The 14,086-nt window shown below is 70.2% G+C and carries 12 protein-coding genes; all 12 read left to right on the forward strand.

Features of this window, described 5'->3' with window-relative positions; translation table 11 throughout:
- On the forward strand, positions 1 to 838 hold an 838-nt coding region (locus DW306_RS20245), incomplete at its 5' end, for an FHA domain-containing protein (RefSeq protein WP_136057377.1).
- Positions 835 to 2,463, forward strand: coding sequence for a serine/threonine-protein kinase (locus tag DW306_RS20250; RefSeq protein ID WP_136057378.1), 1,629 nt, complete (start codon positions 835 to 837; stop codon positions 2,461 to 2,463). The genes DW306_RS20245 and DW306_RS20250, both read left to right, overlap by 4 nt.
- A 1-nt stretch (position 2,464) precedes the next feature.
- The gene (locus DW306_RS20255; protein ID WP_168429394.1) at positions 2,465 to 3,910 is read left to right on the forward strand and encodes an RDD family protein; all 1,446 of its coding nucleotides are present in this window, start codon (positions 2,465 to 2,467) and stop codon (positions 3,908 to 3,910) included.
- Between the two features lie 31 nt (positions 3,911 to 3,941).
- On the forward strand, positions 3,942 to 8,459 hold the full coding sequence (locus DW306_RS20260) for an FtsK/SpoIIIE domain-containing protein (RefSeq protein ID WP_136057380.1): 4,518 nt from the start codon (positions 3,942 to 3,944) through the stop codon (positions 8,457 to 8,459).
- Between the two features lie 120 nt (positions 8,460 to 8,579).
- Positions 8,580 to 8,873 (forward strand): WXG100 family type VII secretion target, encoded by a 294-nt coding sequence (locus DW306_RS20265; RefSeq protein WP_223627552.1) that lies wholly within the window; start codon positions 8,580 to 8,582, stop codon positions 8,871 to 8,873.
- Between the two features lie 121 nt (positions 8,874 to 8,994).
- Complete coding sequence (locus DW306_RS20270) at positions 8,995 to 9,216, forward strand: hypothetical protein (protein ID WP_136057381.1); 222 nt, start codon at positions 8,995 to 8,997, stop codon at positions 9,214 to 9,216.
- A gap of 10 nt (positions 9,217 to 9,226) precedes the next feature.
- Positions 9,227 to 10,930, forward strand: a complete 1,704-nt coding sequence (locus DW306_RS20275; protein WP_136057382.1) for an ABC transporter substrate-binding protein — start codon at positions 9,227 to 9,229, stop codon at positions 10,928 to 10,930.
- 82 nt (positions 10,931 to 11,012) lie between these two features.
- Positions 11,013 to 11,714 carry a hypothetical protein gene (locus DW306_RS20280; RefSeq protein WP_136057383.1) on the forward strand — a complete coding sequence of 234 codons (702 nt, stop codon included), beginning with the start codon at positions 11,013 to 11,015 and terminating at the stop codon, positions 11,712 to 11,714.
- Positions 11,714 to 12,298 (forward strand): hypothetical protein, encoded by a 585-nt coding sequence (locus DW306_RS20285; RefSeq protein ID WP_136057384.1) that lies wholly within the window; start codon positions 11,714 to 11,716, stop codon positions 12,296 to 12,298. Before DW306_RS20280 ends, DW306_RS20285 begins: the two co-directional genes overlap by 1 nt.
- Before the next feature lie 32 nt (positions 12,299 to 12,330).
- A complete protein-coding gene (locus DW306_RS20290) occupies positions 12,331 to 12,888 on the forward strand; it encodes a type VII secretion system-associated protein (protein WP_136057385.1) in 558 nt (185 codons plus the stop codon).
- Positions 12,885 to 13,301 carry a hypothetical protein gene (locus DW306_RS20295; RefSeq protein ID WP_136057386.1) on the forward strand — a complete coding sequence of 139 codons (417 nt, stop codon included), beginning with the start codon at positions 12,885 to 12,887 and terminating at the stop codon, positions 13,299 to 13,301. The genes DW306_RS20290 and DW306_RS20295 overlap by 4 nt, the downstream gene beginning before the upstream one ends.
- Before the next feature lie 83 nt (positions 13,302 to 13,384).
- Positions 13,385 to 14,086 carry a hypothetical protein gene (locus DW306_RS20300; RefSeq protein WP_136057404.1) on the forward strand — a complete coding sequence of 234 codons (702 nt, stop codon included), beginning with the start codon at positions 13,385 to 13,387 and terminating at the stop codon, positions 14,084 to 14,086.

The raw sequence follows: 14,086 nt of genomic DNA on the forward strand, positions 1-14,086 counted from the left end.
CGAGCCCGAGCCCGAGCCCGCCGCCGAGCCCGAGCCCGAGCCGCTGACGACGGAGGCCCTGCCTCTGCCGGACGACGCCGCAGACGCCGCAGACGACGCCGACGACGTCCCCGAGGAGATCGCCGCAGACGCCGACGACGCGGCAGCGGAGGCGCCGGTCGAGGAGCCCGTCGATCCGATCGACGAGCTGTTCGGCGACGTCGGGGCATCGACCGACGCGGAGTCCGCTCCGGCGGTCGACGGCGCGACGATCGTGCCGACCGAGGTCACGCTGGCGCCGTCGACCGAGGACTTCGATCAGCTCTGGGGCGCCACGGTCCACTCCGTGCCGACCGCGGGTGCGGGTGCTGCGGCCCCAGCAGTACCGCCGGTGCCGTTCCCCGCCCAGGGCGACCACGACGGAGCGACGATCTCGGCCGCCGAGCTGCGGGCGCTCCGTCAGCAGCCCCCGGCCGGCGATGACGCGCCGACCGCCGTCATCCCCGTGGCGCCGGGTGCGACCGGCCGGATCCGCGTGTCGACCGGACAGGTCGTCGCGCTCGATCGCACGGTGATCATCGGACGGCGGCCGCGCTCGACCCGCGCGAGCGGCGCGAACCTCCCGCACCTGATCGCCGTCGAGAGCCCGCAGCAGGACATCTCGCGCAGCCATCTCGAGATCCGGCCGGAAGGCGACACGGTCGTGGTCATCGACCTGCACACGACGAACGGCTCCACCCTGCTGCGCCCGGGCGCCGACCCGATCCGCCTGCACCCGGGGGAGCAGACCCTCGTCCTCTCCGGCGACGTGGTCGACCTCGGCGACGGTGTGAAGGTCGCGTTCGAGGATCTGCCGTGAGTCGTCCTCCCTCTCCGCCGCCGGAGCTGCCCGGCTTCCGCTATCTCGAGCCGCTCGGCACGGGTGGCTTCGCCGACGTCTTCCTGTACGAGCAGGAGATGCCGCGCCGTCAGGTCGCGGTGAAGGTGCTGCTCGCCGACCGCATCTCGAGCAGCGCCGCGCAGGAGTTCGCCGATGAGGCGAACGTGATGGCGATGCTGTCGACGCATCCGGCGATCGTCACGATCTACCAGGCGGGCGTCGCGGGCGACGGCCGACCCTACCTCGTGATGGAGTACTGCCCCCGGCCGAACCTGCAGCTGCGCGCGCGGCGCGAGTCCTTCTCGGTCGCCGAGGCGCTGCGCGTCGGCGTGCAGGTCGCCGGAGCGGTCGAGACCGCGCACCGCGCCGGTGTGCTGCACCGCGACATCAAGCCGGCGAACATCCTCGTCACGGCCTACAACCGTCCGGCGCTGACCGACTTCGGCATCGCCTCGACGACCGGAGCGACCGGCGAGGCCTCGGGCATGTCGATCCCGTGGTCGCCGCCCGAGTCGTTCGCCGAGTCGCCGTCGAGCGGACCGCGCACCGACGTGTGGGCGCTGGGCGCGACGATCTACACCCTGCTCGCCGGGCGGTCGCCGTTCGAGCGACCGGGGGAGCGCAACTCCAGCGCCGATCTCATCGAGCGGATCGAGCGCGCCGCGCTGACCTCGCTCGGGCGCCCGGATTCCCCGGAGAGCCTGCAGCGCGTGCTCGAGCGCGCGATGGCGAAGAACCCCGATGACCGCTACCCCAGCGCGGTGGCGTTCGCACGCGCTCTGCAGAAGGTGCAGATCGAGCTGTCGCACTCGGTGACGCCGATCGACATCGTCGACGACCACCCGACGGCCGAAGACCTCGACGACGACGGCGACGGTCTCACCCGCGTCCGGGAGATCGTCAGCATCGATCCGGATGTCGCCTCGTTCACGCGTCCGTCGGCGACGACGCAGCCCAAGAGCGCGATGCCCGCCGTCCCCGACGTGCCGCGCTTCGACCCGCCGCAGCGGGTGGATGCCGTCGACGAGGTGACTCAGATGCGGGCTCCGACGCCGACGCCGACGGCGCCGGCCGCCCCCGATGACCGGACCATCGTCCGGCCGCCGATGGTCGTCGCGCCGCAGGCCGCCGCATCCGCTGCTCCCGTCCTGGACTCCGCGCCGCCGGTCGTTCCCGTGGGCCCGGCAGCCGCGCCGCGCAGCAGGAGGGGGCTGTGGATCGCCCTCTCGGCCGTCGCCGCCGTGGTGGTCGTCGTCGGGACGATCGTGGGACTCAACCTCCTGGTCGCCGGCATCGAGACGCAGCCCGAGACCACCGAGACCGCCGAGCCGCAGGACGTCCAGTCCGATTTCGTGCCGAAGGTCGCGGACCTCGGCGGCAGCCGGCAGGGTGAGCTGATCGCGTTCACCTGGGTCAACAAGGATCCTCAGGAGGGCGACACGTTCATCTGGAGCGTCGTCGACGTCTCCGGTCAGGTCGATCCGCAGCAGTCCGATGCGCCGGTGGCGCAGGTGCCGGCGACGACCGGCACGGTCTGCATCGACGTCATGCTGCGCCGCGACGACGGACGGGTGTCCGAGCCGGTGCGGGGGTGCGTCGACTGACATGATCTGGGAAATCGACGAGCAGAAGCCGACGATCGAGGGTCTCGACGCTCAAGGTCGCCCCGACCCCGCGTACGCCGCGGCGCTCGGGATGCTGCGCGCGCCGTTCGGGCGCCGTGCTCTCGCCGCGACGATCGACGGGGCGATCTGGGTGGTCCTGCAGCTGCCGCTGTGGATCGGCGCGATCCCCCTGCTGCTCAAGCTCGCGACCGGGGCGATCTCGCCGTACGGCTTCCTCAATCACCCGGACTTCGTGCTCGCCGTCGTGATGGCCTCCGTCTCGACGCTCCTGAGCCTCGTGTTCCTCGTCGTGCAGCTGATCCTCCACGGCGTTAAGGGGCTGACCATCGGCAAGGGCGTCACCGGGCTTCGCAGCGTGAACGTGCGCACGCTCGAACGCCCCGGTGTCGGGTCGGTGCTGCTGCGCTTCCTCATCGTCGGCATCGCCGGCGTCGTGCCCGTGCTGGGTCCTGCCCTCATCCTCGCCTCCCCGACGTTCGACCCGGAGGGCCGTGGCCGCGGGCTGCACGACAAGGCGGCGAAGGTCTGGCTCATCGACGTCCGCAAGGGACTGAATCCGTACGACGAGAAGCGGATGCGCGTGGCGCGCAAGGTCGTCAAGGCCGAACCGACCCCCGAGCGCTCCGCCCTTCCCTCGCTCGCCACGCCGGTGGACCCCGCCGCGCAGCCCCAGTACCGTCCGGGCAGTCGTGTCAGCGCCGGCGTGCTCGGCATCGCGCGTCCCTACGACGCGAGCGAGCGCCCGGTCGTCGGGCTGTCGCTGGCCACGCCGACGCACGACCAGGTGCCCATCGAGACGGGCAAGCCCGTGCTCGGGGGATATCGCCTCGCCGACCCGGAGAATCCCGTCGTCCCGGAGCTGCCGACAGCGGCGCCGATCGCCCCCGCGGCATCCCCGGCCCCGCCCGCCCCCGTCGCGCAGCCCGCGCCTGTCGCGCAGCCCGCACCGGCACCGCAGCCGGTCGTCGAGCACGCACCGGCACCTGTGGTCCCGCCCGCAGCAGTGCATCCTCCTGCCGTGCCCGCCGCCGCTGCGCCGGTGATCCCGGCATCCGACCCCGCGCCGGCGGCATCCGTCCCCGCCCCGCAGGCCGAGCCGGTCGCGCAGTTCCGCCTCCGGTTCGACACCGGCGAGAGCATCCCGATCTCCGAGCCGGTGCTGCTCGGGCGCAACCCCGACGCGGCGGAGCATCCGGGCGCACGCGCGATCGCTCTCGCCGACGACAGCAGGTCGCTCTCCAAGACGCACCTGCTGGTGCGTCCCGTCGAGGGCGGTCTCGAGATCGAGGACTGCCGATCGACGAACGGGTCGGGGCTGATCCGCGGCGGAACCGAGTACGGCGTCGTTCCGGGTTCCCCGGTGAGGACGACCGCCGGCGACATGATCCGGCTCGGCGACCGCGTCGCCGCCGTGGTCCGAGTGTGATCGATGACGAACAGGTGACCGGGAAACACGTATGAGACTCAAGCTGACGCTGCACCGTCAGGCGGGCGACCCCGTCGACATCGTGATCACGACCGACTCGACGGCGACGGCCGGCGACGTCGCGCGCCATGTCGCCGAAGCGGACCCGACGCGCTCCATCCCCGTGGCCGAGGGAGATGTGCTCACGCTCGCCGTCGCACCGCCGACGGGGGAGCGGCTCGTGCCGCTGCAGCCCGACGTCCCGATCGGCGAGGCGCCGATCGGCTCCGGCTTCGCGGCATCCATCGTCAACTACGGGCCCGACTACGCGTTCGCCGGGCAGCGTGATGTCGTCGGCGTGCTGGTGGCGACCTCGGGGGCGCTGGCGGGCCAGGAGTTCCCGATCACCGCCGGCCATGTGTTCCTCGGGCGCGAGGCGGGGAACGACGTCGTGCTCGCCGATCCGATGGTCTCGAAGCGGCACGCCCGCCTCGAAGTCGGCACGCACATCGAGGTCGTCGACCTCAACTCCGCCAACGGCGTGCTCGTCGACGGCGTCGCCGTGCAGCGCGTCCGGGTCGAAGAGGGGGAGCCGTTCGTGATCGGCGGCACCACCCTCGTGCTCCGCCTGGCGCGGTCCTTCGACGGTTCGGCGACCGAGGATCCGATCATCGAGCGCGGCGGCGGGCTGATGTTCAACCGCAGCCCTCGCGTCGAGGTGCGCTACCCCGGCACGCTGTTCAAGATCCCGCGGCTGCCCACCGAGAAGATCGGCCGCATCTTCCCCTGGCCGATCATGATCGCCCCGATCCTGATGGGCATGGCGCTCTACGCGCTCAACGGCAACCCGCGCTCGCTGCTCATGATCGTGATGACGCCGCTGATGGCGTTCGGCAACATCATCAACCAGGCGGCGCAGAGCCGGAAGGGGCAGGACCACGAGTTCCTCCTCTTCGAACGCCAGTACGAGCAGCTGGAGGAGGACTTCTTCCAGGGCAAGCCCGAAGAGGAGCGCGCCCGCAACGCGGAGGTCCCTCCGGTCGCCGAGATCTTCGACCATGCGATGCGGCTGGGCCCCCTCCTGTGGACGAGGCGGCCCGAGCACTGGAACTTCCTCAGCCTGCGGCTGGGGAGCTGCCGACTTCCGGCGCGCAACAGGATCGAGGAATCCGCCGAGGCGCCCGACGGCCTCCCCGAGTTCATCGACCGCGTCGACCGGCTGCGCGAGCGCTACGAGTTCGTCGACGACGTGCCCGTGCTCGAGATGCTCGTCGATGCGGGTTCGATCGGGATCGCGGGTCCGCAGGGACCCGTCGCCGACACGATGCGCGGCATCGCGGTGCAGCTGTTCGGTCTGCACGCCCCCAACGACGTCGTCGCGGTCGCCTTCGCGGATTCGGCCTGGACCCCCGAGCTGGACTGGCTCAAGTGGATGCCGCACACCTCCAGCGAGCGGAGTCCGTTCCGAGACATGGCGCTCGCCGATTCGGCGCCCACCGGCGCCGCTCTGCTGAGCACGCTCGAGGAGTACGTCTCGCGTGCGGCAGCGGCCGGAGGAGGAGGCGAGCCCCGCGGCCCGTTCAAGGAGGACTGGAACCCGCTCCAATACGGCACCGACGTCTCCCGCGCGGCCGGCGAGCACAAGACCACGCCGCCGATCTCCGTCGTCGTGTTCGTGAGCGGCGACGCCCCCGTGGACCGCGGTCGTCTCACCGACGTGCTGGAGCGCGGTGCGGACCACGGCGTGCATGCGGTCTTCGTGTCGCCCACGGTCGAGTCGCTCCCCGCCGTCTGCCGCAGCTACATCGACGTCACCGCCGGCCTCGAGGACGCGCATGTGGGCCTGGTCCGCAATGGCGAGAACTTCGAGCACGTGCGCGTGGAGGGCGTCTCGAACGCCTACATGCAGATGCTCGCACGCCGTCTCTCCCCGGTCGTCGATGCGAGCACCGGCGTGCACGACTCCTCCGACATCCCCAGCTCGGTGATGTTCCTGCAGCTGGTCGACCCGGCGATCGCCGAGGACCCGCAGGTCGTCATCGAGCGCTGGCGCCAGAACAACACGATCGTCGACCGGTCGCCGAACCCGCGGCCGCGTCTGAAGAAGGCCGGCACGCTCCGCGCGATCATCGGCCAGGGGCCGAGCGATGCCATGGCCCTCGACCTGCGCACGCAGGGTCCGCACGCCCTCGTCGGCGGTACGACCGGTGCGGGCAAGTCCGAGTTCCTGCAGGCCTGGGTGCTCGGCATGGCCGCGGCGCACAGCCCCGATCGCGTCACGTTCCTGTTCGTGGACTACAAGGGCGGCTCGGCGTTCGCGGACTGCGTCGAACTGCCGCACTGCGTGGGCCTGGTCACCGACCTGAGCCCGCACCTGGTGCGCCGTGCGCTCACCAGCCTCCGCGCCGAGCTGCAGCACCGCGAGCACCTGCTCAACCGCAAGAAGGCCAAGGACCTGCTCGAGCTCGAGAAGCGTCAGGATCCGGAGTGCCCGCCGGCCCTCGTCCTCGTGATCGACGAGTTCGCCGCCCTGGCATCCGAGATGCCGGAGTTCGTCGACGGCGTCGTCGACATCGCCCAGCGCGGACGCTCGCTCGGCATCCACCTGATCATGGCGACGCAGCGCCCGGCCGGTGTCATCAAGGACAACCTCCGCGCCAACACCAACCTCCGCATCGCCCTGCGCATGGCGGACGAGTCCGACTCGCGTGACGTCGTCGACGACGGGGTCGCGGCGACCTTCCCCGCGTCGATCCCGGGCCGTGCGATCGCGAAGACCGGCCCTGGCCGTCTGGTGCCGTTCCAGTCGGCGTACGCCGGCGGCTGGACGACAGACGACGACTCCGCCGCCGCCGAGGTGCGCGTGTCCGAGCTGCGCTTCGGCTCGACCGCCGAATGGGAGCCCGATCGTCTTCCCGAGTCGGATTCGCACGAGGAGGACCTCGGGCCGAACGACCAGAAGCGCATCGTGTCGACGCTGATCAACGCCGCCGACCGCGCGCAGCTGATGCTCCCGCGTCGACCCTGGCTCGATGATCTGTCGCCCCTGGTCGATCTCAGCGACCTGCCGAACGAGGGCGACACGCGCATCCCCATCGCCATGGTGGACGTGCCTGAGAAGCAGCAGCAGCAGGCGGCGGTGTTCGTGCCCGACCGCGACGGCTCGCTCGTCATCTACGGCACCTCCGGATCGGGCAAGTCCACGCTCCTGAAGACGATCGGCACGGCCGCCGGCATGCGACCGGATCTCGGCCGCGTGCAGGTGTACTGCCTCGACTTCGCCACGGGAGCCCTGGGCGCGCTCAACGCCCTCCCGCACGTGGGGTCCGTCGTCGACGGCGCCGATGTCGAGCGCATCCAGCGTCTGCTGCGCACCCTCGACGGGGAGATGGATCGCCGCGCCGCGGCCTTCTCGGCGGCCAGTGCCGCCTCCGTCCAGGAGTACCGCGAGCTCGTCGATGCCCGGATGCCGCGCATCCTGCTGCTGATCGACAACTACCCCGAGTTCAAGAAGGACTGGGAGGTCGCGCCGGGCCGCGGGCCGTTCTACCGCATCTTCATGCGCATCCTCGGCGAGGGTCGCACGCTGGGCGTGCACACCGTCATCACGGCCGACCGCGGCAACGCGGTGCCGAGCGCGGTGGCGGCGAACATCTCGCGCCGTGTCGTGCTGCGCATGGGCGATCCCAGCCAGTACATGCTGCTCAGCGCACCGCGCGACATCCTCGACGAGCAGTCCGCGCCGGGGCGCGCCGTGGTCGACGGCCACGAGGCGCAGATCGCGGTGCTCGGCGGCACCATGAACGTCGTCGAGCAGACCAAGGCGCTCACCGCCCTCGGCGACCGCCTCCGTGCGGAGGGCGTCCGCGACCTGCCCGAGATCGGCGCGCTGCCGACCATGGTGCAGGTCGACGAGATGCCGGCGCAGGTGGACGGGACGCCGGTGTTCGGCGTCGCGGACGACACGCTCGCGCCGCACGGGTTCGAGCCGATCGGCTCGTTCGTCATCTCGGGGCCGCCGGCCTCGGGCCGCACGAACACGCTGAAGGCGCTGGTCGTGGCCATGGAGCGATTCGACCCGAAGGTGCGGATGTACCATTTCGGCAGCCGCCGGTCCGAGCTCAAGGACTTCCGTCCCTGGGTGAAGAGCGCCACGCGCCCCGAAGACGAGAAGGAGCTCGCGACGGAGCTCGCCGAGCTCGTCGTGCAGGAGTCCGTGGGCGGCCGCATCATGATCGTGATCGAGGACATGCCCCACCTCGCCGACGGCGCGGCCGACCGGCCGATGCGCGCCCTGCTGCAGGCCATGAACAACAGCGATCACCTGCTCATCGGCGAAGCGGAGATCAGCCGTGCCAGCGGCAGCATCGGCGTGCTGGGCGAGTGGAAGACCGGCAGGCAGGGCATCGTCCTCAAGCCCGACACGTACGACGGGGAGGCGATCTTCAAGACCCCGTTCGGCCGCGTGAAGCGCTCGGACTTCCCGGTCGGTCGCGGCATCTTCGTGCAGGCGGGGCGTGCGGTGACGATGCAGATCCCGTTCGTGCCGGAGGCTCCGGCGCAGGGGTAGACGGCATGGGTAGAGGTGCCATGGGTACCGCTCCCCGTTTGCCAACGGACGATCATTGGCTAACCTCGACTCAAAGAGGTCGACAAGGCCTGAAGACGAAGAATTCGGGAGGCGGTTCTCATGGCCGGACATGATTTTGGAGCAACGTACAGCGAGATGGAGAGCGCTGCGGCGCGACTCCGCGACGGGCGCAGCACCGTCACCGACACTCTGAAGGAGCTCCAGGGCGTCATCGATGACCTCGTGCAGGACGGGTTCAAGACGGAGAACGCGTCGGAGGCTTACTCCACCGCGTACTCGGAGCTCACCGCTTCCCTGGACGACGCAGCCGAGGCCGTCAACGACATGGCTCAGGCGCTCGACCGCATGGCGGACTCGATCCGCGACAAGGACTCGGAGCTGGCCGGCGGCTGAAAGCTCGCACTGTCAGAGGTCGTGGCGTCGGTCGGAAGACCGGTGTCACGACCTCTGTCTTTGCAGGGGGGATGGCCGACACGGCTAATAGACTCGGGAACATGAGCGGAGAGCGGGAGTGATGAGCGGCGCACAGAGCTACTGGTACAACCTGTCGACCCAATCGGTGGAGCGCGCGGACGAGCGCCCGTCGGAAGACACGATCGGGCCGTTCGCCACGGCCGCCGAGGCGGAGGACTCCCCGGCCGTCCTGCTGGAGCACGCGCGGGCCTGGCTCGAGAGCGAAGAGAGCCAGCCCTTCCGCGAGATGGCCGAAGGCGACGAGGGCAACGACCTCGCATGACGGCAACGTCATGAGACGCCGCCGTCTGGCTGCGGCCGGCCTCGCGGTCGCGGTCGTGGCGGGCCTGGCGGCCTGCACGCCTGCCCTGCCGGAGAGCGTCGTGCCCGGCTCGCGGATCACGGTCGGGTGGACGCAGGAGTTCACGTCGGCGAACGCGGCGGCATCCCCCACGGCGGGCAACCTCGACATCGCCGCGATGATGCGCGGCCGCTTCGGCGACGTGGTCGACGGCGAGTTCGTGCCCGACGAGGGGTTCGGCACCGTGAAGATCTCGTCGGACGAGCCCTTCCGGGCGACCTACGACCTCGCCGAGCCGGCGTGGTCCGACGGCATCCCTCTCGACGCGGCGGATCTGCTGCTGGGATGGGCCGGCGAAGCCGGGTACTTCCGTGCGGATGACGAGACGGCCCCGGTGGACGGCGAGGCGGATGCCGACGCCGAGGTGCCGTCCATCGACGAGTTCGCCCGCTCGATCACGGTGACGTTCCCTCAGCCCGACATCGACTGGCAGTCGGCCGTGACCGTGCCGGTGCCGGCGCATGTCGTGGGGCAGCGCGCGTTCGGCACGGACGACGCCATGGAGGCGAAGCAGGCCGTCATCCGCGCGATCCAGGATGACGACACCGACGCACTCGCGGCGATCGCCGAGGTGTGGAACGAGGGCTTCGCGCTTCCGGAGAAGGGGGACATCCCCGCGGATCTGCTCCTCTCCAGCGGCCCGTTCCGGGTGGACGATGTCGGCGACGACGGGGCAGGGCAGAGCGTGCAGCTCGTGCCGAACGCCGGATACCGAGGCCTCGTGACGCCGAAGATCGCTCGCATCGACCTGGTGCCGCAGGGCGACGACGCGCTCGTGGCGATCGGCGACAGCCTCGACGTCGTGCAGGTCGCGCCCGTCGCCGGGAACGTCGATCCGATCCACGAGCTCGAGCGCAGAGACCTCACGGCCGACGAGACGAACGACGGCACCCTCTGGGCGCTGCAGCTGAATCCCTCCGGTGTCTTCTCCGAGCACGCGGCGAGGACGGCGTTCATCCACGCCGCGCCGGCGACCGCCCTGCTGCAGGGCGGCGGCGGTGGGTGGGCCTCGGCCTACGCCGGCACGACCTCCATGGCGACGACGCCCGGCTCCCGTGCGTACGACATCGTCAATGAGGACTCCGGATTCAGTGCCGCTCTCGGCACCCCCGGCGACGACGCCGCACTCGAACGCGAGGCCGCGGGGGTATCGGCGGGAGCATCCGTCTGCGTGCTCTACGACCGGGCCAGCGAGTTCGCCGTCGGCGCCTTCGGCGCCCTCCAGGCTGTCGCCGCCGAAGCAGGCTGGAGCGTCGTCGACTGCGGGACGGACGACCTCGAGGCGGCACTCGGACAGGGCGCGTGGGATGCCGTGATCTCCCGCGTGCCGGTGCCGCAGACGCCTGCGGAGATCTTCGCCCAGTGGGGTACGGGTGGAGCGGAATCGGTCACGGGCAGCGCCGATCCGGAGCGCGACGAGCTCATCGCCCAGCTCGCCCAGACCACCGACGTCTACGAGGCGAGAGACCTGCGGGCGCGGATCGAGGCGACGATCGTGCGCGCGGCCGTCGCGCTTCCGCTCGCGATGAACCCGCGCGTGACGATCGTCGACAAGGATGTCACGGGCATCGCCGCCCGCAACGGCGCGACCGCGCCGCTGACCTCTGGCGTCGTGCAATGGGAGGTCGCACCGTGATCACGGCCCCGTGGGTTGTTCTCCCCATCGCGGCGCACCGGCCGCGACTCGTAGAGTCATCTGTGGAGGTGTCGCTGTGGGAATGATGTTGCCGAACGAGCTCGTCTGGGTCATGGAGAAGCTGGGCTTCGAGTGGCCGGATATCGATGAGGACGAGGTGCGAAAGGGCGCGGTGCTGGTCCGCAACCTGGGAACCGATCTGGAGGATGTGATCCAGTCGGTCGACCGCAAGGTGAACGGCGACCTCGCCGGCGCGATGCGCGGGCAGACGGGTCCGGCGACGACCGGCGCCTGGAACGCCAACCGCTCGCAGAACCTGCAGAAGCTGGTCGACATCATGCCGCCGGCGGCGACCGCGATGGACATCGGCGCGGAGGCGATCTTCGCGCTGAAGATGAAGGTCATCGTCGACGTGACGACGACGATGATCGCGCTCGTCGGCATGCTCACCAACCCGATCACCGCCGTGGGCGCGGGGCCGATGCTGCTCATCAAGAAGAAGCTGCTGAACGCGGCGGTCGACATCGCCGTGGAGCAGTTGATGAACCAGCTGCTGCCGATGGCGATCGAGCCGATGGCCGAGCATCTTCCGGCCGTCATCGACGCCATCCTCGACGCACCGGTGGTCGAGGCGACCGCGGGCGACTCGGACGAGTTCTTCGCCGATCTCGAGGCGCTGGAGGAGGCACGTTCGACGATGAAGCTGCACAGTGCGGACGTGCAGACACTCACGTCGACCTTCTTCACGGAGTTCTCGGCGCTCGATTTCGGAGGGGACGCCTGATGGCCGGCACGAAGGGGATCTTCCGCTCCCTGAAGGAAGCAGTCCTCAAGGGGATGGGGCACGGCAAGGACCGGCTCCACGGCTTCGCGGACAACATCGACGACCACCTCGACAACGTCGTGCGACAGGTCAGGGACAAGGACAAGTTCGATGCTCCTCCCGCGCTGACCGGGAACAGCACCAACCGGGTCGACCGAACGACCACCGAGCTGCTGTACCGGTCGGACAACCGACCGCCGGCAGACATCTTCCGCGACGGATTCGAGGTCCGCGACCCGAACAACAACAACTACGATGACTTCGTGCGGTGGAACACGCCGTCCAACTTCATCAGCACGACGCGCGATCCGGATCTCTACCAGCGCTGGGGCTCCGATTACCGGTACACGATCGATGCGCCCGGCGGAATCGACGCCGACGCCACGATCCCGAACAACCCGTTCGGTCCGACGTCCCAGGCGCCCGAGGCCGAGGTCTCGTTCCAGGGCGGCGTCAAGCCGGATCAGATCTCCGGAGCGCACCCGGTCAAGCCCGACGGGACGCTCGGTGATTGGATCCCGAACCCGGGCTATGGTGGAAAGTGACCGCACACGACTTGGATGACAGGGGTCCGCAGATGGCCACGCCGCTCGCTCCGCCGCCGATCACCGACGCGCTCCGCGCGCAGGCACGGGCGAACCCCGGCGAATGGGTGTACGCGATCGATCCCGAGTTCGACGGTCTCGACCGCATCCCGCCGGAGGGCATCGTGGGCGCCTGGCGCGCCGACGAGAACGGAGAGCTGAGCGGGGACTTCACGCCGAATCCTCGATACGTCCCGTCTCCGCCTGTCCGCGGCTGGCCCGTACCCGCCTCGAAGCTGGAGCGCGTCCTGCAGCTCGTGCGGGCAGGGCATGCACCCGGCGAGCAGCTCGACCGCGAGTTCGCGGCATCCGACGTCTACGTCTACAGCCGTCCCGAGGGGGGGATCTTCGTCGCTCCGGACGGCGAGGACGGCCGTCTGGTCTACGCATTCTCCGACGCCGAGAAGGCGACCTCGTCCGGCTACGCCGAGCACACGATGATGCGGGGGGACCAGCTCGCTGCGGCTCTGCCCGAGGGCGTGCGGATCGGGCTGAACCCGGGCTCCGAAGTCTCGGTCATCATCGACCCGTCGGACATCACGAGCGCATGATCCAGAGTCCGCAGACGATCCAGGTAAGCCGCGACGGCGTCGTCCACGAGGCGACGATCGCGTGGCGGACCGAGGACCGGATGTGGGTGGTGTCGATCGTCTCGCCGGCCTTCGAACCGGTCGAGGAACGTGCTTTCGACGCGTTCGAGGCGCTCTGCCGGGTGCGCGAGAAGCTCGAGCCGGAAGGATGGCGCATCGGCGTCGCCGGTGCCCAAGCTGATGTCTGGCCGAGCGGCATGGCTCGCGATCAGGGTGGCGGATTGAAGGCCTACCGGATGACCGAGGAGCAGGTCGGCGGTCTCGTCGACACCTTCGAGCCTGTGGACCCGGCGACGGTCACCACGGTGGCCGACCAGCGCGCCGAGGCCGACCGGTTGTACGAAGCGATCCGGCGCAACGCGCAGAACGGCTGACGCGACGGCGATGGGCTGATCTCCCCATCGCGCACGCGCGGCGACGCTGGGTAGCGTCGTGCACGGAGGTGGTCCCCGTGGGAATGATGCTGCCGGATGAACTCATCTGGATCATGGACAAGCTGGGTCTCGAGTGGCCCGACATCGACGAGGACGAGGTGCGCAAGGCCGCCGCGTTCGTGCGCGGATACCGCGACGACATGGAAGGCCTCGTGCAGGCGGCCGATCGCCGGATCAACGGGGAGCTCGCCGCAGCGATGACCGGTCAGACGGGCACGGCGCATGTCACGGCGTGGAACCGGAATCGCTCCGAGAACGTGCAGCAGCTGCTCGACATCCTCGGGCCCGCCGCGGTCGGGATCGACATCGCCGCCGATATCGTGCTCGCGCTGAAGGTCAAGGTGATCGTCGACGTCACGGTGACCCTCGCCCAGCTGATCCCTCTGCTCGCTGCCGGTCCGTTCGGCGCGGGCGGCGCGGCGGTGCTGATCCTCGCGCGCAAGAAGCTCTTCTCGATGGCGATGGAGATCACGCTCGAGAAGGTCATCGACGAGGTGCTGCCCCTCGCGGTCGAGCCTCTGGCGGAGCAGGTTCCCGTTCTGGTGGCGGCGCTGCTCGATGCGCCGGTGGTGGAAGGCGCCGTCGGCGACGTGGACGAGTTCGCCGCCGATCTCGCCGCGCTCGACCAGGCGGCCGATGACATGGACGCGCACGCCGCCGACGTGGAGGACCTGACCGATCGGCTGCTCGCCGACCTCGCCAACCTGCAGATCTCGGGGGACTGA

The sequence above is a fragment of the Microbacterium sp. K24 genome (genome assembly GCF_004794465.1).
Lineage (GTDB): Bacteria > Actinomycetota > Actinomycetes > Actinomycetales > Microbacteriaceae > Microbacterium.